Origin of the sequence: Pseudomonas sp. zfem005 (genome assembly GCF_032621735.1) — a bacterium.
Taxonomy (GTDB): Bacteria; Pseudomonadota; Gammaproteobacteria; order Pseudomonadales; family Pseudomonadaceae; genus Metapseudomonas; species Metapseudomonas solani.
Genome location: NZ_JAVYJE010000016.1, coordinates 88,929 through 114,978 on the forward strand (window position 1 = coordinate 88,929; position 26,050 = coordinate 114,978).

Below are 26,050 nucleotides of genomic sequence, written 5' to 3' on the forward strand. Positions count from 1 at the left end.
CGCGACCTCACACACAACAACAATCGAGGACGTCAACGTGCCCCACCCTGCCCGCTTACTGCCCAGGCTCCCCACCCTCACCCTTCTGCTCTGCGGCCTGCCCCTGCTCGCCACGGCCGAGGAGAAGGCTCCCGAGGGCTTCATCGAAGGCAGCTCGCTGAAGCTGATCAACCGCAACTTCTACTTCAACCGCGATTTCCGCAGCCGGGGGGACGGCCTGTTCAACGGCCGCCAGCAGAGCTATCGCGAGGAATGGGCCCAGGGCTTCCAGGGCTTCTACAGCTCCGGCTACACCGCGGGCACGGTCGGCGTCGGCCTCGATGCCCACGCCCTGCTGGGGGTGAAGCTCGACAGCGGCGGCGGCACCGCCGGCACCAACCTGCTGCCGCTGGACAGCCGCAACCATGCCGAGGACGACTACTCCGCCGCCGGCGCCGCGCTCAAGCTGCGCGCCTTCGACACCGAGCTGAAGCTGGGCGACCTGTTCCCCGTCACCCCGGTGTTCCAGCGCGGCGACGGCCGCCTGCTGCCGCAGAGCTTCCGCGGCGTCTCGCTGGAGAACCAGAGCATCGACGGCCTGAGCCTGCAGGGCGGCCATCTGCACGCGGCACGCAACAAGGCCAGCAGCAACCACGACGGCGAGATGAGCACCGAGTACGGCGGCACCGCCTATGAATCCGCCAGCTACTTCGGCGGCGACTACAGCGCCCCCGACGGCACCCTGCTGAGCCTCTACCAGGCGCGCTACGAGGACGTCTGGAACCAGACCTACCTGAGCCTGGCCCGCAGCTTCGCCCTCGACGACGACAGCGCCCTGGCCCTGGGCGCCAACCTCTACCGCACCCGCGACCAGGGCAGCGCCCGCGCCGGCGAGATCGACACCGACAGCTGGAGCGCCTACGCGCGCCTGAGCATCGGCGCCCACAGCTTCATGCTCGCCCACCAGCGCATCGACGGTGACCAGCCCTTCGACTACCTGGGCGACGGCGACTCCATCTACCTGGCCAACTCGGTGCTCTATTCCGACTTCAACTCGCCCAACGAGCGCTCCTGGCAGGTGCGCTACGACCTCGACCTGGCGGCCTTCGGCGTGCCGGGCCTGAGCCTGATGACCCGCTACCTGCGCGGCGCCGGCATCGACAACTCCAAGGTCGACCCCAACGGCGCCTATGCCTACTACGCGCGCCTGGGCGACGGCGGCCGCCACTGGGAACGGGACGTCGAGGTGAAGTACGTGGTGCAGAACGGCCCGGCCAAGGACCTCTCCGTCGCCGTGCAGCAGACCATCCACCGCGCCAACGCCGCCCAGGCCGATGGCGACGTGGACCAGGTGCGGATCATCACCCAGTACCCCCTGGATATTTTCTAAGAGAGCGGCGCCCGGCCCCGTTCCGAGCGCCAACCGCGCAACAAGGTAGAGAACCATGCGACACGAGCAGATATTCGTCGGCGGCCAGTTCGTCGAACCCAGGAGCGATGCGACCATCGCCGTGCACAACCCCGCCACCGAGGCGTTGATCGGCCGGGTGCCCGCCGCCACCGCCGCCGAGGCGCTGCACGCGGTGGACGTGGCCGCCGCCGCGCAGAAGCGCTGGGGCCGCCTCACCGCCATCGAGCGCGCCGAGCACCTGCGGCGCTTCGCCGATGCCCTGGTGGCCGATGCCGAAGCCATAGGCGCGGCGCTGGCGGCCGAATCCGGCAAGAGCCTGGAAGACGCCAGCAACGAGGCGCGCTATGCCGCCGAGATCACCCGCTACCACGCCGAATGGGCGCGGCGCATCGAGGGCGAGGTGATCCCCAGCGACACCCCGGACGAGACCCTGCTGCTGCAGCGCGAGCCCATCGGCGTGGTGGCCTGCCTGATCCCCTTCAACTACCCGGTCTACACCCTGCTGCGCAAAGTGGCGCCGGCGCTGATCGCCGGCAACACGGTGGTGGTGCGCCCGAGCAACAACACGCCGCTGTCGGCCTTCGCCATTGCCCGCGCCGCCCAGCGTGCCGGGCTGCCGGACGGTGTGTTCAACCTGCTGACCATGGACCATGCCACCGCCGGCGCCCTGTGCACCCACCCGGCGGTGGGCATGATCACCCTCACCGGCAGCGTCAACGCCGGGCGCATGGTGCTGGAATACTGCAAGGCCAATATCGCCAAGCCCTCCCTGGAGCTGGGCGGCAAGACGCCGGCGATCATCGCCGCCGACGCCGACCTGGAGAAAGCCGCCACCGACCTGGTGCGCTCCAAGACCACCCATTGCGGGCAGCTGTGCACCGCCATCGAACGGATCTATGTGCAGGCCAGCGTGCACGACCGCTTCCTCGCCCTGCTGAAGGAGAAGATGGCCGCCGTGCGCAGCGGTGATCGCGCCACCGATGCCGGGTTGATGGGCCCGCTGGCCAACGCCGCCGCCCGCGAGCACATCCATGCCCTGGTGCAGCGCGCCCAGGCCGAAGGCGCGCTGCTGGAGACCGGCGGCGTGCTGCCGCAAGGGCCTGGCCACTTCTACCCCGCCACCCTGCTCAGTGGCTGCCGCCAGGACATGGAGATCGTCCGCGAGGAAAGCTTCGGCCCCATCCTCCCGGTGCTCGCCTACCAGGACCTGGACGACGCCATCGCACTGGCCAACGACCACCAGTTCGGCCTGTCCTCGGTGCTCTACACCGAGGACTACCGCAGCGCCATGAAGGTGGCCAACGCCATCGAAGCCGGCGAGCTCTACATCAACCGCACGCCGGCCGACCCCTACCAGGGCTACCACGCCGGCTGGAAGCGTTCCGGCCTCGGCGGCGACGACGGCAAGCACGGCATGCTCGAGTTCACCCAGACCCGCCTGGTGGTGATGAAGTACTGATCCACGGCTGCACCCCTGCGCGGCGCGGCCGTGCAGGGCATACCAACAAGAACAATGATTGAGGTGCGCGCCCGGCGCGTGCCCGAGGATGCCTCGATGTCCAGAACCGCTGCCCAGATCGACGCCGCCCCCGGTACCGGGGAGAACGGCAAGGCCCAACGCTACGTCCAGCTGCTCCTGCTGGTGCTCGCCGCCGGCGCCATCTACCCCGTCCTCTACCTGCGCCAGGTTTACCAGAGCACCATGTTGGAGGTGTTCGTCATCAGCAACACCGAGCTGGGCTACCTCTACTCCATGCTCGGCACCCTGTTCCTGGTCAGCTACCTGCCCAGCGGCTGGCTCGCCGATCGCCTCGCCCCGCGCCTGTTGATCAGCTTCTCCCTGGTGGCCACCGGCCTGCTGGCGCTCTGGTACTCCACCGCCCCCGGTTTCGACAGCCTGCTGGTGATCTACGCCGGCTGGGGCATCAGCACCGGGCTGACCTTCTGGGCCTCGGTGCTCAAGCGGGTGAAGATGATCGCCCGCACCGACGAGCAGGGCCGCTTCTTCGGCATCCTCGACGGCGGGCGCGGGCTGGTGGAAGCGCTGCTGGCCACGGTGGCCATCGCCCTGTTCGCCTACGCCACCGAGACCCAGGGGCAATCGACCAAGGTCGGCTTCACCCACGTCATCTACCTCTACGCCTTCACCTGCATCCTGCTCGGCGTGCTGATGCTGGGGGTGAAGGACCCGAAACGCGCCGACCGCGACGCGGCTGACCGCCAGGCCAACAACCTGCTGCAGGACCTGCGCACCCTGGCACGCATCCCCGAGCTGTGGCTGGTGGCTGCCATCGTCTTCTGCGGCTACCACATCTTCTGGGCCACCTACAGCTTCTCCGCCTACCTGCAGGAAGGCGGCTTCGGCCTCAGCGCCGTGATGGCCGGCACCATCACCACCATCAAGCTGTGGATGCGCCCCATCGGCGGCATCGGCGGCGGCTACCTGGGCGACCGCTTCTCCAACATCTCGGTGCTGATCGTCGCCCTCGCCCTGGCCACCCTGGGCATGCTCGGCCTGATCCTCCTGCCCGCCTTGCACAACCTCGCCGTGCTGGTGGTACTGGTGATTTTCATCGGCCTGCTGACCTACGCCATACGCGGCCTCTACTGGGCCATCCTCGACAGCTGCCACATCCCCCTGCGCATCACCGGCCTGGCCATCGGCATCATCTCGGTGGTGGGCTATTCCCCGGACGTGTTCATCCCCCTGATCAACGGCTGGATCGCCGACGCCTTCCCCGGCTTCCTCGGCTACCAGATCTACTTCGGCTACATCGCCGCCATCGGCACCCTCGGCGTACTCGCCGCCCTCACCCTGAAGAAACGCATCAGCCACAAGGCAGGCAACCGCCCATGAAGATCATCTCCCTGGAAACCCACGTCGTCGCCGTTCCCCCGCCCCATATCGGCGGCATGTACTGGCTGTTCGTGAAGCTCAAGACCGACTGCGGCATCGAGGGCGTCGGCGAGATCTACGCCGCCACCTTCGGCCCCGAAGCCATGGTGCCGGTCATCGAGGATGTGTTCGCCCGCTACCTGCTGGAGCAGGACCCGCACCACATCGAACGCTTCTTCCGCCGCGCCTACTCCAGCGGCTTCACCCAGCGCCCGGACCTGACCATGATGGGCGTGGTGTCGGGCCTGGAAATGGCCTGCTGGGACATCATCGGCAAGGCTGCCAACAAGCCGGTGTACGAACTCCTCGGCGGCCTGGTGAACGAGCGCCTGCGCGCCTACACCTACCTCTACCCGGTGAACGCCAAGGGCGAGTACGACTACGACGACCCGGACCTCGCCGCCGAGTGCGCGGTGAAGAACATGGAGCTGGGCTTCACCGCCGTGAAGTTCGACCCCGCCGGCCCCTACACCGCCTTCTCCGGCCACCAGCTCTCCCTCGAAGTGCTGGAACGCTGCGAGACCTTCTGCCGGACGATCCGCGAAGCGGTGGGCAACCGCTGCGACCTGCTGTTCGGCACCCATGGGCAGATGGTGCCCTCCTCGGCCATCCGCCTCGCCCAGCGCCTGGAGAAGTACGACCCGCTGTGGTTCGAGGAGCCCATCCCGCCGGGCCAGGAAGCAGCCATGGCCCAGGTGGCGGCGAAGACCTCCATCCCCATTGCTGCCGGCGAGCGGCTGACCACCAAGTACGAGTTCCACAAGCTGCTGGCCGCCGGTGGCGCCTCCATCCTGCAGATGAACGTCGGCCGCTGCGGCGGCCTGCTGGAGGCGAAGAAGATCGCCAGCCTGGCCGAGGCCTACTACGCGCAGATCGCCCCGCACCTCTACAACGGCCCCATCGGCGCCGCCGCCAGCTTCCAGCTGGCCGCCTGCACGCCGAACTTCCTGATCCAGGAAAGCATCGAGACCTGGGGCGGCTTCCACGCCGAGGTGCTGCAGCGGCCGCTGCAGCTGGAGGACGGCTACATCATCCCGTCCCGCGAGCCCGGCCTGGGCGTCGAGCTGAACATGGACGTGGTGCGCGCCCATTCGCCCTATCGCGGCCAGCGCCTGCACCTGCAGATGGCCCCGGACCCGGTGGACGTGCGCGACACCGCGCCGGCCAGGGGCTGATCACGCATTCACGCCCCCAGCGGGGCACCCAACGGACAACGCGGTAATCGATCCATGAAGTACGACTACATCATCGTCGGCGCCGGCTCCGCCGGCTGCATCCTCGCCAACCGCCTCAGCGCCTCCGGCGAGCACTCGGTGCTGCTGCTGGAAGCCGGCGGCAAGGACAGTTCCCCCTGGTTCAAGGTGCCGGTGGGCTTCGCCAAGATGTACTACAACCCCACCTACAACTGGATGTACTACAGCGAGCCCGAGAAGCAGCTGGCCGGCCGCCGCATCTACGCCCCGCGCGGCAAGGTGCAGGGCGGCTCCGGCTCGATCAACGCGATGATCTACGTGCGCGGCCAGCCCCACGACTTCGACGACTGGGCGGCGGGCGGCAACGACGGCTGGTCGTTCAAGGAGGTGCTGCCCTACTTCCGCAAGCTGGAAAGCCACCCCCTGGGCGATACCGCGTACCACGGCGCCGACGGCCCCATCCACATCAGCCCCATGAAGGGCCACACCCACCCCATCTGCGACACCTTCATCGAAGGCTGCCGGCAACTGGGCTACGGGCGCAGCGAGGACTTCAACGGCAAGGACTTCGAAGGCGCCGGGCTCTACGACGTCAATACCCGCAACGGCCAGCGCTGCTCCAGCAGCTTCGCCTACCTGCACCCGGTGTTGGGCCGGCCGAACCTGGCCATCGAGCACCACGCCCTGGCCCAGCGCCTGCTGTTCGACGCCGAGGGCCGGGTCACCGGCGTGGTGGTCAGCCAGCACGGCGTGGAGCGCAGCTTCAGCGCGGGCAAGGAGGTGATCCTGGCGGCCGGCGCGGTGGACACGCCCAAGCTGCTGCAGCTCTCCGGCATCGCCGACCGAGAGCTGCTGGCCCGCCACGGCATCCCCCTGGTGCACGACCTGCCGGCCGTGGGCCGCAACCTGCAGGACCACCTCTGCGTCAGCTACTACTACAAGGCCAACGTGCCCACCCTCAACGACGAGCTGAGCTCGCTGCTGGGCCAGGTGAAGCTGGGCATCCAGTACCTGCTGACGCGCAAGGGCGCGCTGTCGATGAGCGTGAACCAGGCCGGCGGCTTCTTCCGCAGCGACGCGCAGCAGGCGCACCCGAACCTGCAGCTCTACTTCAACCCGCTGTCGTACCAGATCCCCAAGAACAACAAGGCCAGCCTCAAGCCCGAGCCCTATTCAGGCTTCCTGCTGTGCTTCAACCCATGCCGCCCCACCAGCCGAGGCAGCATCGAGATCGCCTCGAAGGACCCGGCCGACGCGGCGCTGATCCGCCCCAACTACCTGAGCACGCAGAAGGACATCGACGAAGCCATCCAGGGCAGCCGGCTGATCCGCACGATCATGGCCGCCCCGGCGCTCAAGGCGATCACGGTGGAAGAAGTGCTGCCCGGCCCTGCAGTGGACGACGACGAGGCCATGCTGCAGTACTTCCGCGAGAACTCCGGCTCCATCTACCACCTGTGCGGCTCCTGCGCGATGGGCGCCGACCCGCGCACCTCGGTGGTGGACGCGCGGCTGCGGGTGCATGGCGTCGAAGGGCTGCGGATCGTCGATGCCTCGATCTTCCCCAACGTCACCTCGGGCAATACCAACGCTGCGGTGATGATGGTGGCGGAGAAAGGCGCCGACCTGATCCTCGCCGACGCCTAGCGGAGGGAGGGCGCGGAACTAGCCGATCTGCCGCGCCCGGCCCGCCAGCAGCCCGGCCACCGCCATGGCCAGGGACAGCGCCAGGCACAGGGCCAGCGCCAGGCCCCAGCCGCCGGCGTCGTCGTGCAGGCGGCCCATCAGCGGTGGGCCGAAGGCGGCCAGCAGGTAGCCCACGCACTGCACCATGCCGGAGAGCGCGGCGGCCTGCTGGGGGTTGCCGGCGCGCAGGCTGATGAAGGTCAGGCCGAGGATGATCACCGCGCCCGCTCCGGCGCCGAAGAGCATGGCCCAGAGGATCGACCAGCCCGGTGCCAGCATCAGGCCGAGCAGCCCGATGGCGGCCAGCAGGGCCATGGCCAGGGCGATGAGGCGCTGGTCCTTCATGCGGTTGACCAGCGGCGCCAGCACCAGCCCCGGCAGCGCCGAGGCCAGTTGCAGCAGGCCATGGGCGGTGCCTGCCTCGGCCGGGGAATAGCCGGCGTTGGCCATGATCGACGGCAGCCAGCCCACCAGCACGTAGTAGAGGAAGGAGTTGATGCCCATGAACAGGGTGATCTGCCAGGCCAGCGCCGAGCGCCAGATGGGCCCGCCATGCAGCGGCCCGGGCGTGCCCTGGGCCGGCGCGCTGTGCTGGGCGAGCTGCGGGCTCCAGGCCACCATCGCCAGCAGCGGCAGGACGATCACCGCGCCCAGCGCCAGGCGCCAGCCATGCTCGGCGCCCCCGGCCAGGGGCACCGCGACCATGGAGGCCAGGGCCGCGGCGACGCCCATGGTCACCGCGTAGGCGCCGGTGAGGCTGGCGATGTTGTTGGGGAAGTCGCGCTTGAGCAGGCTCGGCAGCAGGACGTTGCCCACGGCGATGCCCGAGCCGATCACCCAGGTGCCCAGGTACAGGCACCAGACCGAGCCCAGCGAGCGCAGCACGATGCCGCCGGCGATGAGCAGCAGTGCGCCGAACAGGGTGGGCTCCAGGCCGTATTCCCGCGCCAGCATGGCGGAGAACGGCGAGATCAGGGCGAAGGCCAGCAGCGGCAGGGTGGTGAGGATGCCGGCCTCGGCGTTGGACAGGCCGAACTCCGGCTGGATCAGCCCCAGCAGCGGCGCTACGCCGGTGACGGGGGCACGCAGGTTGGCGGCGATCAACAGGATGCCGAGGATCAGCAGCGCAGGGCGCGCGACCGAAGCGGTGAGGGTGCGGGTGTTCATGGACAGGGCCAGCGGTGGGAAAGCCGCTACGTTACGGCCTACTCCCGCCGGCTGAATCTGGATATATTGCCGATCTATTTTCAAATCCGGCCAGAATTCGCCATGTCACTGGAACGCGCCCTGCGCATCGACCCGGACCTTTCCCAAAGCCCCGCCGTGGCGATGAAGGTGGACACCTCCGAAAGCCGCAGCGAAGCGCCCATGCACAGCCACCGCAAGGGCCAGCTGATCATCGCCCTGCGCGGCGGCCTCACCTGCGAGGTGCCCAATGCCCTGCTGATGGTGCCGCCGCAATGCGCCATCTGGCTGCCCGGCGGCACGCCCCACAGCAACCGCGCCACGGCCAACGCGCACATCTGGTTCCTCTTCGTCGAACCCGGCTGCGCCGAGCTGCCGGACGAGTGCTGCACCCTGAGCATCACCCCGCTGCTGCGCGAAGGCATCCGCCACCTGGCCGAGCTGCCCTGGGACTACCCGCCCGGCAGCGCCACCGACCACCTGGTGCGCTTCCTCCTCGCCGAACTGGCGCGCATGCCCCGCGAGCGGCACCTGCTGCCGATTTCCGACGACCCGCGCATCCGCCTGATCGCCCAGGCCCTGGCCGACGACCCGGCCGACCGCAGCACCCTGGCGCAATGGGCCGCGCGGGTGGCCATGAGCGAACGCAGCCTGGCGCGCCTGGTGCTGAAGGAAACCGGCCTCAGCTTCGGCCGCTGGCGCCAGCAACTGCACCTGCTGATCGCCCTGCGCCTGCTGGCCGGCGGCGCCACGGTGCAATGGGTCTCGGGGGAGCTGGGCTACGAATCGGTGAGCGCCTTCATCACCATGTTCAAGAAGGCCCTGGGCATGCCGCCAGCCCGCTATTTCGCCGCGCTGGAGGGCTAGAAAGCCACTGTCGGGTTGCACCCGACCTACAGCCGATTCGTTCCGGTGGATAGCCCGTAGCCCGGGCTTCATCCCGGGGTTTCAATCGACCCCGCCTGGTGGATGAAAAGAGCGTCATCCACCCTACCCGCGCCGGATATGCACGCGCCCGGAAGCCGTACCGTCCGTGGACCACGTTCCACCGGTCCACCAAGCGCGGCCAGGCGTGGCACCCAAGCCCGGCCCCAGCCCCCGATCGTGGGAGCGAATTCATTCGCGAAAAGCAGCCCCGCGCCCGGGCATCGGTCCGGGGTCAARATCGGCTCCGATCGGTGGATGAAAAGAGCGTCATCCACCCTACCCGCGCCGGATATGCACGCGCCCGGAAGCCATACCGTCCGTGGACCACGCTCCACCGGTCCACCAAGCGAGGCCAGGCGTGGCACCCAAGCCCGGCCCCAGCCCCCGATCGTAGGAGCGAATTCATTCGCGAAAAGCAGGCCGACGCCGGGCATCGGTCCGGGGGTCAAGATCAGCGCCGCCCCTGCCCGTCCCCCTTGGCGCAGCCCGCCCGCGAATGCGATTCTGTCGCCCGTCCTGCAGCAGCCATCGGGGGAGAGGCAATGGACGCGGCACGCATCGAAGGTTTCCTGCTGGATCTGGACGGCACCCTGGTGGATACCGAGAGCATCAACCTGGCGAGCACCGTGGCCGCCATCGAGGCCCTGGGCCTGGTGGGCGCCGCCGAGCTGTGCGAGGCGCTGGTGGGCATCGACTGGCCGGCCTACCGCCAGCGCCTGTTCGACCATTACGGCGATGACTTCCCGCTCAAGGATTTCGGCGCCGCCTACTTCGCCCACAAGGCGAAGATCATGGAGAACGGCCTGCCGCTCAAGGCCGGTGTGGTGCCGCTGCTGGAGGCCATGCGCGCCAGCGGCCGGCCCATGGCCATCGCCACCTCCTCCGGCCGCGAGACCGCCGAGGAGCATCTGGAGCTGGGCGGCATCGCCCACTACTTCGACGCCGTCGCCACCCGTGACGACGTGCCCCTGGGCAAGCCCGACCCGGCCCTGTACCTGCTCGCCGCCCGGCATATCGACCGCCGCCCCGGCCGTTGCCTGGCCATCGAGGACTCCATCCCCGGCGTCGCCGCTGCCCACGCCGCCGGCGTGCCGACGCTGATGGTGCCGGACCTGCGCCAGCCGCCCGAGGCGACCCGCGCCCTGTGCCTGGACGTGCTGCCGAGCCTGGTGCAGGTGCTGGAATTGCTCAGGCGCCAGGGCGTGGTCTGAGATCACCTGAACAAAGCCCGCGCTACGCCGCTCTCAACAAGGGAAGTGCCGCCGGCCGGTTCCCGGTGGCCACCCACCCGGGAGCGAGCGATGCCTACCCACGACAGCGACCAGGTCACCTGGCTGGTCGAACATTCCATGCTCGAAACCGCGCGCCAGCGTGCGCGCCTCTACGCCGGTCAGCCGCGCCTGTGGCAGCACCCCTATGCGCAGACGCGCCCGCGCAGCGTCACAGCCGTGGCCTCGGTCTGGGTGACCGTCTACCCCGCCTCGATCATCACCGCCGAGGGCGGCTCGGTGCTCCAGGCCCTGGGGGACGAACGCCTTTGGGCGGCCTTCTCCGACCTGGGCATCCAGGGCATCCACACCGGGCCGCTGAAGCGCTCCGGCGGGCTGCGCGGGCGTGACTACACCCCCACAGTGGACGGCAACTTCGACCGCATCGGCCTGGATATCGACCCCAGCTTCGGCACCGACGAGCAGCAGGTGCACCTCAGCCGCGTGGCCGCCGCCCACAACGCGGTGACCATCGACGACACCATCCCCGCCCACACCGGCAAGGGCGCCGACTTCCGCCTGGCGGAGATGGCCTACGGCGACTACCCCGGCATCTACCACATGGTGGAGATCCAGGAAGCCGACTGGCCGCTGCTGCCGGAGGTGCCCGAAGGGCGCGACGCGGTGAACCTGTCGCCGGAGACGGTGGACGCCCTGCGCGACCGCAACTACCTGGTGGGCCAGTTGCAGCGGGTGATCTTCTTCGAGCCCGGGGTCAAGGAGACCGACTGGAGCGCCACGCTGCCGGTGCAGGGCGTGGACGGCAAGTTGCGGCGCTGGGTGTACCTGCACTACTTCAAGGAGGGCCAGCCGTCGCTGAACTGGCTGGACCCGACCTTCGCCGCGCAGCAGTTGATCATCGGCGACGCCCTGCACTCCATCGACGTACTCGGCGCCCGCGTGCTGCGCCTGGACGCCAACGGCTTCCTCGGCGTCGAGCGGCGTGCCCAGGGAAACGCCTGGTCGGAGAGCCACCCGCTGTCGGTCACCGGCAACCAGTTGCTCGGCGGCATGATCCGCAAGGCCGGCGGCTTCAGCTTCCAGGAGCTGAACCTGACCCTCGACGACATCGCCGCCATGTCCCAGGGCGGCGCCGACCTCTCCTACGACTTCATCACCCGGCCGGCCTACCAGCACGCGCTGCTTACCGGCGACACCGAGTTCCTGCGCCTGATGCTCAACCAGATGCACGCCTTCGGCATCGACCCGGCCTCGCTGATCCACGCCCTGCAGAACCACGACGAGCTGACCCTGGAGCTGGTGCACTTCTGGACCCTGCACGCCAACGACACCTATGTGTTCAAGGGCCAGAGCCTGCCGGGGTCCATCCTCCGCGAGCACATCCGCAGCGAGATGTACGAACGCCTGGCCGGCAAGGACGCGCCCTACAACCTGAAGTTCGTCACCAACGGCGTGGCCTGCACCACGGTGAGCATCATCACCGCCGCCCTGGGTATCGCCGACCTCGACGCCATCGGCCCGGCGGACATCGCGCGCATCCGCCAGGTGCACCTGTTGCTGCTGATGTTCAACGCCATGCAGCCGGGCATCGTCGCCCTCTCCGGCTGGGACCTGGTGGGCGCCCTGCCCCTGGCGCCCGAACAGGTGGAGGCATTGCTCGCCGACGGCGACACCCGCTGGATCCACCGCGGCGCCTACGACCTGGCCGACCTCGACCCCAGCGCCGAACGCTCCAGCGAGGGCCTGCCCAAGGCCCGCAGCCTCTACGGCAGCCTGGTGGAGCAGTTGCAGGACCCGGACTCCTTCGCCGCCCAGGCCCGGCGCATGCTGGCGGTGCGCCGCGCCTACGGGGTGGCGTCGAGCCGGCAGATCCTCATCCCCGAGACGCAGCACCCGGCGCTGCTGGTGATGGTCCACGAGCTGCCGGCCGGCCGCGGCATCCAGGTCACCGCGCTGAACTTCGGCGCCGAGCCGCTGAGCGAGGTCATCGTCCTGCCCAACGTCCCGCCGGGCCCGGTGGTGGACATGATCAACGAGCGCCTGGAGGGCGACCTCACCGAACAGGGCGAGCTGCGCCTGGAGCTGGATGGCTACGAAGGGCTGGCCCTGCGCGTGGTGACCCATGGGCCGCTGGGCGTGTAGGACGGGGCACGGCAACAGCCCGGGGCTCTGACGTAGGAGCGAGCTCTGCTCGCGAAGCGCTCAACCATCACCATTCCCGGGCTGAAGCCCGGGCTACGGGGCGACCTGCGAATCGCTGCGCGCGGGATCGTCGGGTTGCACCCGACCTACGCCACCCAATGCCCTCCCGAGGCACGGACGTAGGAGCGAGCTCTGCTCGCGAAGCCCTCATCCCCCACCGCTCCCGGGCTGAAGCCCGGGCTACCGGGCATGCGCGGCTCAATCGTAGGGCGGGTATTGCTTGCCGGGCGCGCGGGGCTTGGCGGGACGGGCGCTGTCGGTGGGGATGCGCGGCGGCGTGGGTGGGTCGATCTGCGGGTCGGCCAGGTCCGGGGAGTCCGGGTCGAAGCCCGGCTCATCGCCGCCCGAGGGCTGCCCCTTGGCCTTGTCGGTGGCGTTCGGGTAGCCGGGCAGGCCACGCGTGTCCCCCTGCGAGTCTCGTCGGGGCGCGTTTCGCGGTTCGGTTTTCGCCTGTTGGGTCATGACGTCTCTCCTCTAGGGCTGTAGATGGTTCGAGGGGCGATGCCGGACCGGGTTCGACCTGGCTGACGTGCGGGGCGCGTTTTTTTCGCCGCCATCCATGGCCGCGCACCCGGCGCTGACATAACCTAGCGGCCTTCCGGCCTCGCGCCCTTCCCCTGTTGGAGATCCCCCATGTACCAGGACACCGTCACCCTGACCGTCAGCGCCGAACACCACGGCCGCGAGAACGAGGCGGTGGACAACGCCGCCGTGGATGTCGGCCTGGAGACCGTCACCTCCGGCGTGATGAAGGTGCACTTCAACGGCCAGCTGGCCGCCCCGGACGAGCCCACCCATGTGTGCATCACCCTGGACAACGGCCTGTCCTACTACGGCCCGATCACCGGTGGCGACGCCAATGCCGAAGGCGGCTGGCTGAGCTTCGAATGCGACATGCTCGACCCCGAAATGCTCAAGTGACCGCCCCGGCGCGCTGCTCCAAAAAAGGGACGAGCGCGCCGACCCGCCCCGTTATGGTTCAGCCAGGCGCCACTGCAGCAGGCTGAATCCACGCCATCGCCAACGCCCCTCGCAACGCTGCATTCCTTGCCCCGCAAGGGCTGCATCCCCCTCGCGCACCCGCCGCCCCGGCACCTGGCATGCAACCTGCTTTTGCTACCTCGGCACTGACGGGCAACCCCGCAGCAGCCTCCCGGGCGGTCGCCGATGACCCACCCACCGGGACGGAGGGCCAGGGCAACGACGCCCGCGCGGCCCTTCCGCACACCACACGAACACCAGGCAAAGGCGCCTGGAGCCGCTAGACGGTTCCAGGCGCTTTTTTTTGCGTTTTTTTCCGCACGCCCCGGCAGCGGCTTCGACAGAGGAAGGCACATGAACGCCATCGTCACCCCGATCAAAAGCGAGATCCTGGTCGTCATCGGCAACGGCATGGTCGGTCACCACTGCGTGGAGCAGTTGATCGAACGCGGTGCCCTGGCGCGCTACCAGGTGCACGTCTACGGCGAGGAGCGCCAACGCGCCTACGACCGCGTGCACCTCTCCGAATACTTCGCCGGCAAGGATGCCGAAGCCCTGGCCCTGGGCGACGCCGGCCTTTATGCCCGCCACGGCGTGCACCTGCACCTGGGCGAGGCGGTGCTGGAGATCGACCGCGAGCGCCGCGAGGTGGTCACCGCAACGGGCCGCCAGCCCTACGACCGCCTGGTGCTGGCCACCGGCTCCTACCCCTTCGTGCCGCCGATCCCCGGCGCCGAGGGCCGCTCGCGCCTGGTCTACCGCACCCTGGACGACCTGGACGGCATCCGCGAGGCCGCCGCCAGCGCCCGCCGGGGCGTGGTGGTGGGCGGTGGCCTGCTGGGCCTGGAGGCCGCCAACGCGCTGAAATCCCTGGGCCTGGAGGCCCACGTGGTGGAGTTCGCCCCCCGGCTGATGCCCGTGCAGCTGGATGCCGACGGCGGCGCCGCCCTGCGCGCCCGCATCGAAGCCCTGGGCGTGGGCGTGCACCTGTCGCGCGCCACCCAGGAGATCGTCGTCGGCGAGGAATACGCCTACCGCATGCAGTTCAATGACGGCGAATTCCTCGAAACCGACCTGATCGTCTTCTCCGCCGGCATTCGCCCGCAGGATGCCCTCGGCCGCGCCGCCGGCCTGGAGGTGGCGCCGCGCGGCGGCGTGGTGATCGACAACGACTGCCGCACCAGCGACCCGGCGATCTTCGCCATCGGCGAGTGCGCCTCCTGGAACGGCAGCGTCTTCGGCCTGGTCGCCCCCGGCTACAGCATGGCGCGCAACCTCGCCGCGCTGCTGGCCGGCCAGCCCCACGAGCCCTTCACCGGCGCCGACATGTCCACCAAGCTCAAGCTGCTGGGGGTGGACGTGGGCTCCATCGGCGATGCCCATGCCGCCACTCCCGGCGCACGCAGCTACCGCTTCATCGACGAAGCCAGCGCCAGCTACCGGCGCCTGGTGGTCTCCGCCGACGGCCAGCACGTGCTGGGCGCGGTGCTGGTGGGGGACAACAGCTACTACGACACCCTGCTGCAATACGCCCAGAACGGCATCAAGCTGCCGGCGGAGCCCTCGGGCCTCATCCTGCCCCTCGGCGACGCCGCGCCGACCCTGGGCGCCGACGCCCTGCCCGCCAGCGCCACCATCTGCTCGTGCCACAACGTCAGCAAGGGCGCGGTGTGCTGCGCGGTGGACGCCGGCTGCACCGACCTCGGCGAACTCAAGGCGCAGACCAAGGCGGCCACCGGCTGCGGCGGTTGCAGCGCCCTGCTCAAGCAGGTGTTCGAGCACGAGCTGAGCGCCCGGGGCGTGGCCGTGGACAAGAGCCTGTGCGAACACTTCGCCCACACCCGCCAGGAGCTCTACGCACTGGTGCGGGTGGAGGGCATCCAAACCTTCGAGGAGCTGCTGGCCCGCCACGGCCGTGGCCACACCGGCTGCGACACCTGCAAGCCGGCGGTGGGCTCGATCCTCGCCTCCTGCTGGAACCAGTCCATCACCGACCCGTCGCTGGTGCCGCTGCAGGACACCAACGACACCTTCATGGCCAACATGCAGAAGAACGGCACCTACTCCATCGTGCCGCGCATCGCCGGGGGCGAGATCACCCCGGACAAGCTCATCGTCCTCGGCCAGGTGGCGAAGAAGTACGACCTCTACACCAAGATCACCGGCGGCCAGCGCATCGACCTGTTCGGCGCCCAGCTGCACGAGCTGCCGGCTATCTGGGGCGAGCTGATCGCCGCCGGCTTCGAGACCGGCCACGCCTACGGCAAGTCCCTGCGCACGGTGAAGTCCTGCGTCGGCAGCACCTGGTGTCGCTACGGCGTGCAGGACAGCGTGGCCATGGCCCTGCGCCTGGAGAACCGCTACAAGGGCCTGCGCTCGCCGCACAAGATCAAGTTCGCCGTCTCCGGCTGCACCCGCGAATGCGCCGAGGCGCAGAGCAAGGACATCGGCGTGATCGCCACCGAGAAAGGCTGGAACCTCTACATCTGCGGCAACGGCGGCATGCGCCCGCGCCACGCCGAGCTGTTCGCCACCGACCTCGATGACGAGGGCCTGGTGCGCGCCATCGACCGCGTGCTGATGTTCTACGTGCGCACCGCCGACAAGCTGCAGCGCACCTCGGTGTGGCGCGAAAGCCTGGAAGGCGGGCTGGACTACCTCAAGGCAGTGATCCTCGACGACAGCCTCGGCCTGGGCGCCGAGCTGGAAGCGCAGATGCAGCTGGTGGTGGACCGCTACGAATGCGAATGGGCCAACGCCCTGAAGGCCCCCGAGAAGCTCAAGCGCTTCCGCACCTTCGTCAACGACCGGCGCGGCGACCCGGACATCCACTTCGTGCAGGAACGCGGCCAGCGCCGGCCGATCAGCGCACGCGAACTCCACCTGATCCCCGTCACCGAGGAGGCACTCTGATGAGCCCATCCAACGCCCTGCAACTCGACACCTCCACCACCACCCAATGGCGCCCGCTGTGCAGCCGCCACGACCTGGTGGCCAACTCCGGCGTGGTCGCCTGGCTCGACGGCGAGCAGGTCGCCCTCTTCCACCTGCCCCAGGCGGACGGCGAGCGCGTCTTCGCCCTCGACAACCGCGACCCGAAATCCGGCGCCAACGTCATCGGCCGCGGCATCGTCGGCCAGCTCAAGGGCGACCTGGTGATCGCCTCGCCGCTGTACAAGCAGCACTTCCGCCTGGAAGACGGCAGCTGCCTGGAATACCCCGAACAACGCCTGCGCACCTGGCCGGTACGGGTCAACGGCGATGCGGTGGAAGTGGCGATAGGCACGCTGTAGGGGCAAGTTCATTCGCCCAGGGCGTAGGTCGGGTGAAACCCGGCAACCACGGCGCGTTGCCATCCACCTTCGTGGGAGCGAATTCATTCGCGAAAAAGGTGAAGGCCGCTGCGTTGGGCCTCGCTGCGCTCGGCGCCAACCTACGGGCGGGGGCGCATTCGCCCAGATGTAGCCCGGGCTTCAGCCCGGGAATGGAGCGGAGCACGTAGGTCGGGTAAAACCCAGCAATCACGGCACCGCGCCATACGCGGGTTGCACCCGCCCTACGGGGCCACTCCTTGCCTCGACGTGGGAGCGAATTCATTCGCGAAATAGGCGAGCGCCGATGCGTTGGGCCTCGCTGCGCTCGGCGCCAACCTACGGGCGGGAGCGCAGCCGTTCAGGCGGTTCCGCCCTGCTCCTGCCGGGCGTCGGCGTCCAGCCACTGGCCGGCTTCGAAGCGGTTGCGGCCGCCCTGCTTGGCGCGGTAGAGCAGGCGGTCGACGGCTTCGACGAAGGTCAGGGCGCGGTCGTGGCGGGTGGGGATGATGGTGCCGACGCCGAGGCTGATGGTGAGCAGCGAGGCGACGCCGGACTTCTCGTGGGGGATGCAGCGCTCGCGCAGCAGGCGGCGGCAGCGTTCGGCCACCTGGCGGGCGGCGTCGGCGTCGGTTTCCGGGAGGATGAGCACGAATTCCTCACCACCGAAGCGCCCCACCAGGTCCCGGGGGCGGTTGGCGGCGGCGGTGAGCGCCTGGCCGACGCTCTTCAGGCAGTCGTCACCCTGGATATGGCCGTAGTGGTCGTTGTACTGCTTGAAGTAGTCGATATCGAGGAGGATCAGCGACAGCGGCTGCAGGGTGCGCTGGGCGTTGGCCCATTCCACGTCCAGGGTCGAGTCGACCATGCGCCGGTTGGCGACGCCGGTGAGGCCGTCCTTGTAGGAGTACTCCTCCAGCTGCTTCTGCAACTCCACCAGCTTCTGCTCGGCGTGCTTGCGCTCGCTGATGTCGAACATGAAGCCGATCAGCGCTTCCACCTCGCCCGCCTCGTCGCGCATCACGTGCACCACGTCGCGTATCCACACGTAGTCGCCGGCGGCGGTCAGGGCGCGGTAGTCGGCTTCATGGTCGGTGCCGGCCTGGGATTGGGAGACGCAGAAGGCGACCACCGCGTCGCGGTCCTCGGGGTGCATGCGCTCGGCCCAGTCGTTGACCCCGACCCAGCTCGCCGGGCTCCAGCCCAGCAGGGTTTCGATCTGCGGGCCGATGTAGGCGAAGGTCATGGTCTTCCAATCGATTTTCCAAGGGATCGCCTTGGTGGATTCCAGCAACGTCTTGTAGACCGCGTTGGTGGTTTCGACTTCTTCTCTCATGACGGTTGATCTCGGCGACTGCGTGATGGCCTATCGCCTCTTATACAGGCGTGCAAAGCCCGCCAACAGGGCGTTTGGTCGGTTTTGATCGGCCTATTTGCCGGCGGCGAGGCGGTAGCGCGCCAGGTCGGACGCCGAGAGCACGCGCATCTGCCGGGGGTCGATGCGTTGCATGTCTTCCAGCAGGCTGGGCGGGATGTTCATTTCCTTGAAGTAGGCGGCGGAGTTGTAGCGCACGCCCTTGTACAGCGCCTGGTCGCGGGAGGAGTCGCCGTGGGCGTAGTAGGGGCGGTGCAGGCCCACCGAGCCGCGCACCATCTTGCCGCGCCCGGCGGCCAGCAGGTAGACGCAGGTGCCCTGGCACAGGCCGGTGGACGGCACCAGCGCGTCGAAGCCGGTTTCGCGCAGCAGGCGACCCATGCGGATGGCCTCCGGCACGCTGCCGCCGATGCTGTCGAGGATGACGATCTTGCGCGCGAATTTGCCGGGGTGGCCGAGCACCCCCTTCATCAGTGCGTCGTAGTCGCCGGGGGCGATGTCTTCGGAAACCTTGGCCACCAGCATGGGGCCGCTCTTGTGCTGCACGGCCTCCACCTCGACCCGGGCGAAGGCGGCGGCCGAGCAGAGGGTGGCGATGCCGAGGACGGCGAGCCGAAACGACGAGCTGATCATGGAGCGAAAACCCTGACGAACACCTGGGGAAAGTGCGCACGATACCTGCTGCGAAGAGCGCAGGACAGCTCCCCCGCCACTCAGCCCTGGCCGCCGCCCTGCTGCAGGCGCCAGCCGCATTCGCGGGCGCCGTCGAAGTCCAGCTCCTCCACCAGGCGGACGAAGGTGAGGCAGGCATCGCGCAGGGGCGGCGGCGCCTTGTGCAGCAGTGGCTCGGTGTGGTCCAGGGCTGCCAGGCTGCCGGTTTCCAGCAGCTCCAGCACCTTGTCCAGAATGGTCTGCCAGTCCGCCATGGCCAGGGCGCCGGCCTGCTCGGCGGGCACCCCGCGCGGCGCGGGCGCGGCACCGATTTCCGGGAAGTGCACGAGCAGCGCGGCGCTGCTGCGGTCGAGCAGGCCCTGCAGTTCGTCGAGCCAGGGCGGCTCGTGGAGGAACGCGGCGGCGCCTTCCGGGGCGACATGTATGCCCTGCTGCTCCAGCTCCCCGGTGCGCGCGCACAGTGCGCTGGCGCCCATGGTGCCGGAGCTGCCCTTGAGGCCGTGCAAGGCGCCGACCACGCTGCGCAGGTCACCGGCGGCGACGGATTCGCGCAGGCGCACCAGTTGCTTCTGCATCTCGGTGTCGAAGCTGGCGAGCACCGAGAGCAACAGCTTCAGGTTGCCGCCGAAGCGCGCCAGGATCGAATCCCGGGATTCCACCACCGTGGCATCGCCCGTGCGCTCGACAGGTTCCGGCTCAGGCCGTGCCACCGCGCCGGGCTCGGTCCAGCGCAGCAAGGTGGCCACCAACTGGTGGATGTCGATGGGTTTGCCGACGTGGTCGTCCATGCCGGCGTCGAGGCAGTTCTGGCGGTCCTGGGCGGCGGCGTTGGCGGTCATGGCGATGATCGGCAGGGTCGGGTGGCGCCCGTCGGCACGGATGCGCCGGGTGGCTTCCAGGCCGTCGATATCAGGCATCTGGATGTCCATCAGCACCGCGTCGAAACCCTGGGCGTCATCGAGTACGGCCTGCACGCCTTCCAGGCCGCCTTCGGCCAGGCACACGCGGGCACCCTCGCCCTCCAGCAGCTCGGAGGCCACCTGGCGGTTGAGCGGGTTGTCTTCCACCACCAGCAGGCGCAGCCCCTGCAGGCGTTTCTTCGGCCCCTCCAGCGCCACCGGTCGCGGCGCTTCCAGCTGGCCGAGGGCGCGCTGCACGGCACTGGCCAGCTGCATGGGGGTGACCGGCTTGGTGAGGAAGCCGGCGAATGGCGCACCGCCCTGTTGCTGCCGATCGGCCAGGACCTCGCTGCCGTGGGCGGTGATCATGAGGATGCGCGGCACCTCCAGCTCGCCGGCCAGGGCCTGGATCGCCTGGCTGGTGGCGAGGCCGTCGAGGCCGGGCATGCGCCAGTCCATCAGCACCAGGTCGAAGGGCTCCAGGCGCCCCGCCGCTTCGCGCACATGGCCGACGGCAGCTTCGCCCGTGGAGGCGTACTCGGCCTGCCAGCCAAGGGACAGCAAGGTGCGCAGCAGCACTTCACCGGCCGCCGGGTTGTCGTCCACCACCAGCAGGCGCAGCGGTGCGTCCACGCCGGGGCAGGCGGCGCGCAACGCGCCGGGCTCGGCCAGCTCCATGGACACGTCGAACCAGAAGCGGCTGCCCTTGCCCGGCTGGCTTTCCACTTGCAGGTGGCCGCCCATCAGCTCGATCAGGCGTTTGCAGATCACCAGCCCCAGCCCGGTGCCGCCGAAGCGCCGCGAGGTGGAGGCTTCGGCCTGGGTGAAGCCGTCGAAGATGCGCTCCAGCTGCTCGGGGCTGATGCCGATGCCGGTGTCGCTGACCGAGACCCGCAGCAGGGTCGAACCCTCGAACAGGCCCAGCAGGCGGAAGCCCACCACCACCTGGCCGACGCTGGTGAACTTGAGGGCGTTGCCGGCGAGGTTGATGAGCACCTGCTGCAGGCGGAAGCTGTCGCCCACCAGGCGCCGTGGCAGGCGTGCGTCGAGGTCGAACATCACTTCCACGTCCTTGTCGCCCTGGTTGCCGGCGAGCACCACGGCGAGGTCGCGCATGAGCGCTTCCAGTTCGAACTCGTGGGGGTCGAGCTGCAACTTGCCGGCTTCGATCTTGGAGTAGTCGAGGATGTCGTTGAGCAGCCCCAGCAGCGAGCGCGCGGCGGTCTGCGCCTTGACCACGTAGTCCAGCTGGCGACTGTTGAGGTCGGTGCCCTGGACCAGCTGCAGCATGCCCAGCACGGCGTTCATTGGCGTGCGGATCTCGTGGCTCATGTTGGCCAGGAAGAAGCTCTTCGCGGCGCTGGCGGCATCGGCCTTGTCGCGGGCCTCCAGCAGACGTGCTTCCAGTTCGCGCTGGGCGGTGATGTCACGATTGATGCCGGTGACCTTGGTCGGCGCGCCCTGGGCGTCGCGCTCGATCTGCGCCGCCGCCTGGATGAACAGCACCTGGCCGTTGGGACGGACGATGCGGAAGATCGGCTCGTAGCGCGCGCTGCCGTCGATGGCGGCGAGCAGTTGCTTGGCCACCCGGTCGATGTCTTCCGGGTGAACACGCGCTTGCCAGTGCTGGAGCAGCAGGCCCTGCTCGTTCTGCTCGGGCGGCATGCCGTAGATCTCGTACATGCGCTCGTTCCACTGCAACGAGTCGTCCGCCAGGTTCCACGACCAGATGCCCAGCTCGGCCACCTCGGCGGCCAGCAGCAACTGGTCACGGGCGGCCAGGAGGCTCTTGCGCTGCTGGTGCTGCTGGGTGAGGTCGGTGATGACGCACACCAGCCGCCGCTCGCCATTGCTGCCCATGGCGGCCAGGGTCAGTTGCATGGGGAAGCTGCTGCCGTCGCCGCGCAGGCCCCAGAGTTCCTGGCCGCTGGGCCCGCCGGCGGTGGCCTGGTCGGTGTAGCTGGCCAGCAGTTTGGCGAAGGCCCCGCGCGAGGCTGGGTCCACCAGCTCTTCCAGACGACGCCCGGGCATGGTCTCGGGGTCGCAGCCGAAGACCACGCCGCCGGCGGGGTTGAAGGTGTGGATGCGGCCGTCGGTGCCGAAGGTGATGACCGGGTTGACCGCCGTGTCGAGCACGGCGCGGGTGGTGGCGAAGCTTTCCTCCAACTGGTGCTCGGCGGCCTTGCGCTCGGTGATGTCCAGGGCGATGCCCAGGTAGCCGGTGACCTTGCCGCCGGCGTCGCGGATGGCGGTGATCACCAGGGTCACGGGGAAGCGCGTGCCATCCTTGCGCACGTAGGTCCACTCGCGGGCCTCGACGCCCTCGTGCTCGGGCACATGGACGAAGACGCGGAAGCCGCGGATCGGCTGGTGGTAGCGCTCGCTCAGCTCTTCGCTGCGGGACACCACTTCGGCGGTGTCGTGGAACAGCGCCGGCGACTGGCGCCCCACCAGCTCCGCCGCCGAGTAGCCCAGCAGGCGCTCGGCGCCCCGGTTGAACACGCGGATCAGGCCGTCGGTGTCGGTGGCGATGATGGACACCTCCGACGCCGAGCTGAGCACGCTGTCGAGCAGCACGTTGGTGGCCAGCAGCTCCTTGGTGCGCTCCGCCACCTGCTCTTCCAGCCCGGCATTGAGCTCGAGGATGCGCGCCTCGGCGTGCTTCTGCGCGGAGATGTCGCGCACCGTCTTGGAGATGCCCACCACCTGGTGCAGGCGGTCATGGATGGGCGCGATGGACAGGGAGACGTTCACCAGGCTGCCGTCCTTGCGGCGGCGCTGGGTGTCGAACAGGGCGATGCGCTCGCCCTGGCCGACCCGGCGGAGGATGTCGCGCTCCTCGTCGAAGCGCTGCTCGGGAACGATCAGTTCCTTGAGCAACCGGCCGATGGCTTCCTCGGCGCCATAGCCGAAAATCGTCTCGGCGCCCGGGTTCCAGGCCGTCACCGTGCCATCCAGGGCCTGGCCGACGATGCCGTCGGGCGAGCTTTCGACGATGGCCGCCAGGCGCGAGCGCTGCTCGAACACCTGCTGCTTGCGCCAGCCGCTGACGGCGTTGGCCCCCACCAGCGCGGCCAGCAGGCAGGTCAGCGCCAGGCCGCCGCCCCAGGCCAGGCGGGGCGAGAGCAGGTTGAGCTGGGCGGTGAAGGCCGGGTAAGCGGCCAACTCCACCTCCCAATGGCGCCCGTAGAGGCTGCGTTCGACCCGCAGGCTCATCACCTCGGCACTGCCGTCGGGGGCGGCGGCACTTTCGTAGAACACCTCTGCGGAACCCGGCGCGGTGATGTCACGCAGGCGCAGCTGCAGGGAGTGGACATCCACCTGCAGGCCGTCTAGCACCTCCTCGGTGAGCAGCGGCGCGTAGCTCCAGCCAACGAGCAACCGTTCACGCGCCTCGACGCTCTCGGGGACGGTCACGCCTTGGTAGATGGGCATCAGCATGAGGAAGGACTGCAGCGGCTTGCCGACCTCCTGCACCAGGGTGATGGGCGCGGTGAGGCGCACCTCGCCGCTGCGCATGGCGGCCAGCGCGGCCTCGCGCCGATTGCTTTCCGAGGCGATGTCCAGGCCGATGGCCGCCGAATTGTTGGTCACCGGCTCCAGGTACTGGATGACGAAGCGATCGCCCTCGTGCTGGCTGATCTGGCGGATGGTGAAATCCGGCTTGCCATCGGCGCGGGCGCGGCGAAGGAAGTCGGCTTCATCGGCTGGCGCGACCTTGCGGACCAGGCCGAACCCCCGCGCCCCGGGGAATTCGACGGCGATGTCGCGGGAGCGCGCGTAGCGATTGAACAGCTCGCGGCTGATGCCTGCCTCGCCAACGGTCACCAGGGCGCCACGGGCGCCGCGCAGGCCGTATTGGTAGAGACCCAGGCGACGCACCACGGCATCGGCCATGGCGTCGGTGGCCCGCCCCAGCGCCTCGTGGATGCGCTGCTGGTTGTGCTGCTGCAACTGGCCGGCCACCAGCGCGGTGGCCAGCACGCCGACCAGGACCACGGCCAGCATGCTGTAGACCGGCCCGGACAGGCGCCGGCTCATTGGCCGGCTCCGTCGTCGGTGTCGAGCCAGCGTTGCGGGTGGGTGGTGTTCTCGGCGAGAAAGCGGCTGGCCTCGGGAAAGGGCACCGGCCGGCCGAACAGGTAACCCTGCATGATCCGGCAGCCCAGCCCGAGCAGCAGCCGCGCCTGCTCGCGGTGCTCGACGCCTTCGGCCACCAGGTCCAGCCCCAGGGCCTGGGCCAGGCGGATCACCGCTTCGATGATCGCCGCGTCGCTGCGGTCGGTGAGCATCTCGCGGACGAAGCTCTGGTCGATCTTCAGCACGTCGATGGGCAGGCGCTTGAGGTAGGCGAGGCTGGAGTAGCCGGTGCCGAAGTCGTCGATGGCGATGCGCACACCCACATCCTTGAGTTCCAACAGGGTCTTGCGGGTCTTGTCGATGTCGTGGGCCAGCACCCCTTCGGTGATTTCCAGCTCCAGGTGGCTGGGCGGCAGGCCCGATTCCTGGAGGATGTCCTTGACCATGCCGAGGAAGCTTTCCTCACGGAACTGCACGGCGGAGATGTTCACGCTGAGGCACAGCGGGTAGCCCATTTCCAGCAGGCGCTTGGCGTCGTTGCAGGCCTGCAACATCACGTACTTGCCGATGGGGATGATCAGCCCGGTTTCCTCGGCCAGGGGGATGAAGTCGGCCGGCGACACCAGCGAGCCGTCGGCGGTGCGCCAGCGGATCAGCGCCTCGATACCCATGGGGCGGCCGTCGGCGGCGTCGATCTTGGCCTGGTAGAACACCTCGAACACCCGCTGCTCCAGGGCCCGGCGCATGTGGCGCTCAAGCATGTGGCGGGCGCGGGTGCTGGCTTCGATCTTCTCGGAGAAGAAGCGGAAGCGATTCCGCCCCTCGACCTTGGCCTGGTACATGGCCGAGTCGGCGTAGCGGTAGAGGGATTCCAGGTTGTCGCAATCGTCCGGGTAGACGCTGATGCCGATGCTGGCCGAGAGGTCGTAGCGGGCGCCGTTGATGGTCAGCGGCAGGGCGATGGTCGTCAGCAGGCGCTCGGCGAAGTCGCTCACCGCTTCGAAGCCCTGGATATCCGGCAGCAGCACCACGAACTCGTCGCCGCCCTGGCGGCTGACGGTGTCGACGGCGCGTGCCGTGCCCGAGAGGCGCAGCGCCACCTCGCGCAGCACCTGGTCCCCGGTGGTGTGGCCGATGGAGTCGTTGATGAACTTGAAGTTGTCCAGGTCGAGCATCAGCATCGCCACCTTGCCTTCGCCGCGCCGCGCCTTCTGCAGCGCCTGGGCGGCACGGTCCTTGAGCAGCGAGCGGTTGGGCAGGCCGGTGAGCGCATCGACGTAGGCCACCCGCTTGGCCTGTTCGCGCAGGCTCAGGTGAGCCTTCACATGGGCGCGCACCACAGGCAGGTTGAGCGGCTTCTGAATAAAGCCCAAGGCGCCGGATTCCAGGGCTCTCAGCTCGTTTTCCGGCTCGCTGTGGGAGGTAACGAAGATGATCGAGGCATCGCACAGCTTGGGGTCGGCCTTGAATGCACGGCAGATCTCGAAGCCGTTCATCTGCGGCATCTCGATATCCAGCAGCACCACGTCCGGGCGGCAGGAACGGGCGATCTCCAGGGTGCCCGGCCCACCGTTGGCGATGTGCACGGCAGCCAGGTCGCGCACCGCTTCGCTGAGCACGCGGATATGGGTCGCCTGGTCGTCGACGATGAGGATCACTGGGTCGTGGCTGAAGAGGTCGTGCATTCCCTGGCTACCCCGATTGACACTATGGTGCTGAGTAACTGACAGCCTAGACGAAGTTATCCGACGCTCAGGTTCCACCTTGCCGTATGGAGAAAGACTCCAACAGGGTAGCCGTTGTGACGGGGGTTGCCGGAGCAACCCTGGAACATGCGGGGTTCACCCACCCTACGGAGTGGTGCCGGATGTAGGGTGGATGGCGCTTTTTCATCCACCAACGGCAGCCTGTCTGGGCTGTGAGGGTTGGCAAAGCAGGCGTAGCCTGGGCTTCAGCCCAGGAGCGGGGCTGCCGAAACTCCCGGACTGAAGTCCGGGCTACAGAACGATGAAAAGCATCGCGAA

Annotated in this window: 17 protein-coding genes; 11 read left to right on the top strand and 6 right to left on the bottom strand. The window is 68.8% G+C overall.

Translation table 11 applies throughout. From position 1 onward, the window contains the following. The first annotated feature begins 58 nt into the window (after positions 1-58). The 5 genes from RTW82_RS28695 to RTW82_RS28715 all read left to right on the top strand — a co-directional run bounded on the left by RTW82_RS28695 (position 59) and on the right by RTW82_RS28715 (position 7,126). On the top strand, positions 59-1,369 hold the full coding sequence (locus RTW82_RS28695) for an OprD family porin (RefSeq protein WP_316927251.1): 1,311 nt from the start codon (positions 59-61) through the stop codon (positions 1,367-1,369). A gap of 55 nt (positions 1,370-1,424) precedes the next feature. Beyond that, a complete protein-coding gene (gene aldA, locus RTW82_RS28700; protein ID WP_316927216.1) occupies positions 1,425-2,849 on the top strand; it encodes an aldehyde dehydrogenase in 1,425 nt (474 codons plus the stop codon). Positions 2,850-2,945: 96 nt separating this feature from the next. Beyond that, the gene (locus RTW82_RS28705; protein ID WP_316927217.1) at positions 2,946-4,247 is read left to right on the top strand and encodes an MFS transporter; all 1,302 of its coding nucleotides are present in this window, start codon (positions 2,946-2,948) and stop codon (positions 4,245-4,247) included. Further along, positions 4,244-5,461, top strand: a complete 1,218-nt coding sequence (locus RTW82_RS28710) for a mandelate racemase/muconate lactonizing enzyme family protein (protein WP_316927218.1) — start codon at positions 4,244-4,246, stop codon at positions 5,459-5,461. The genes RTW82_RS28705 and RTW82_RS28710 overlap by 4 nt, the downstream gene beginning before the upstream one ends. A gap of 54 nt (positions 5,462-5,515) precedes the next feature. Further along, positions 5,516-7,126: a GMC family oxidoreductase gene (locus RTW82_RS28715; protein WP_316927219.1), complete on the top strand. Its 1,611-nt coding sequence runs from the start codon at positions 5,516-5,518 to the stop codon at positions 7,124-7,126. An 18-nt stretch (positions 7,127-7,144) separates the two neighbouring features. Here RTW82_RS28715 and RTW82_RS28720 read toward each other — a convergent pair whose 3' ends face one another. Continuing rightward, a complete protein-coding gene (locus RTW82_RS28720; RefSeq protein ID WP_316927220.1) occupies positions 7,145-8,332 on the bottom strand; it encodes an MFS transporter in 1,188 nt (395 codons plus the stop codon). A 102-nt stretch (positions 8,333-8,434) separates the two neighbouring features. Between RTW82_RS28720 and RTW82_RS28725 the strand changes: the two genes are divergently transcribed. From RTW82_RS28725 to treS, 3 genes are all read left to right on the top strand, one after another. Further along, positions 8,435-9,217: a helix-turn-helix transcriptional regulator gene (locus RTW82_RS28725; RefSeq protein ID WP_316927221.1), complete on the top strand. Its 783-nt coding sequence runs from the start codon at positions 8,435-8,437 to the stop codon at positions 9,215-9,217. Positions 9,218-9,819: 602 nt separating this feature from the next. Beyond that, positions 9,820-10,488 carry an HAD family phosphatase gene (locus tag RTW82_RS28730; RefSeq protein WP_316927222.1) on the top strand — a complete coding sequence of 223 codons (669 nt, stop codon included), beginning with the start codon at positions 9,820-9,822 and terminating at the stop codon, positions 10,486-10,488. 90 nt (positions 10,489-10,578) lie between these two features. Then, complete coding sequence (treS, locus tag RTW82_RS28735; protein WP_316927223.1) at positions 10,579-12,648, top strand: maltose alpha-D-glucosyltransferase; 2,070 nt, start codon at positions 10,579-10,581, stop codon at positions 12,646-12,648. A 258-nt stretch (positions 12,649-12,906) separates the two neighbouring features. On the opposite strand, the gene RTW82_RS28740 is transcribed toward treS, so the two are convergent. Further along, positions 12,907-13,101: a DUF6021 family protein gene (locus tag RTW82_RS28740; RefSeq protein WP_410478872.1), complete on the bottom strand. Its 195-nt coding sequence runs from the start codon at positions 13,099-13,101 to the stop codon at positions 12,907-12,909. Positions 13,102-13,341: 240 nt separating this feature from the next. Here RTW82_RS28740 and RTW82_RS28745 point away from each other — a divergent pair, with 240 nt between their 5' ends. The 3 genes from RTW82_RS28745 to nirD all read left to right on the top strand — a co-directional run bounded on the left by RTW82_RS28745 (position 13,342) and on the right by nirD (position 16,982). Beyond that, complete coding sequence (locus RTW82_RS28745; RefSeq protein WP_316927225.1) at positions 13,342-13,629, top strand: hypothetical protein; 288 nt, start codon at positions 13,342-13,344, stop codon at positions 13,627-13,629. 414 nt (positions 13,630-14,043) lie between these two features. Next, complete coding sequence (gene nirB, locus RTW82_RS28750) at positions 14,044-16,602, top strand: nitrite reductase large subunit NirB (protein ID WP_316927226.1); 2,559 nt, start codon at positions 14,044-14,046, stop codon at positions 16,600-16,602. After that, complete coding sequence (gene nirD, locus RTW82_RS28755; RefSeq protein WP_316927227.1) at positions 16,602-16,982, top strand: nitrite reductase small subunit NirD; 381 nt, start codon at positions 16,602-16,604, stop codon at positions 16,980-16,982. Before nirB ends, nirD begins: the two co-directional genes overlap by 1 nt. Before the next feature lie 379 nt (positions 16,983-17,361). Here nirD and RTW82_RS28760 read toward each other — a convergent pair whose 3' ends face one another. From RTW82_RS28760 to RTW82_RS28775, 4 genes are all read right to left on the bottom strand, one after another. Further along, entirely contained in the window at positions 17,362-18,336 is a 975-nt protein-coding gene (locus RTW82_RS28760) for a sensor domain-containing diguanylate cyclase (RefSeq protein ID WP_021218088.1), read from the bottom strand. 93 nt (positions 18,337-18,429) lie between these two features. Next, complete coding sequence (locus tag RTW82_RS28765; protein WP_043246738.1) at positions 18,430-19,008, bottom strand: periplasmic-like protein; 579 nt, start codon at positions 19,006-19,008, stop codon at positions 18,430-18,432. Positions 19,009-19,088: 80 nt separating this feature from the next. Further along, a complete protein-coding gene (locus RTW82_RS28770) occupies positions 19,089-23,987 on the bottom strand; it encodes a PAS domain S-box protein (protein ID WP_316927228.1) in 4,899 nt (1,632 codons plus the stop codon). Then, entirely contained in the window at positions 23,984-25,711 is a 1,728-nt protein-coding gene (locus tag RTW82_RS28775; RefSeq protein WP_316927229.1) for a putative bifunctional diguanylate cyclase/phosphodiesterase, read from the bottom strand. The genes RTW82_RS28770 and RTW82_RS28775 overlap by 4 nt, the downstream gene beginning before the upstream one ends. Positions 25,712-26,050: the final 339 nt, after the last annotated feature.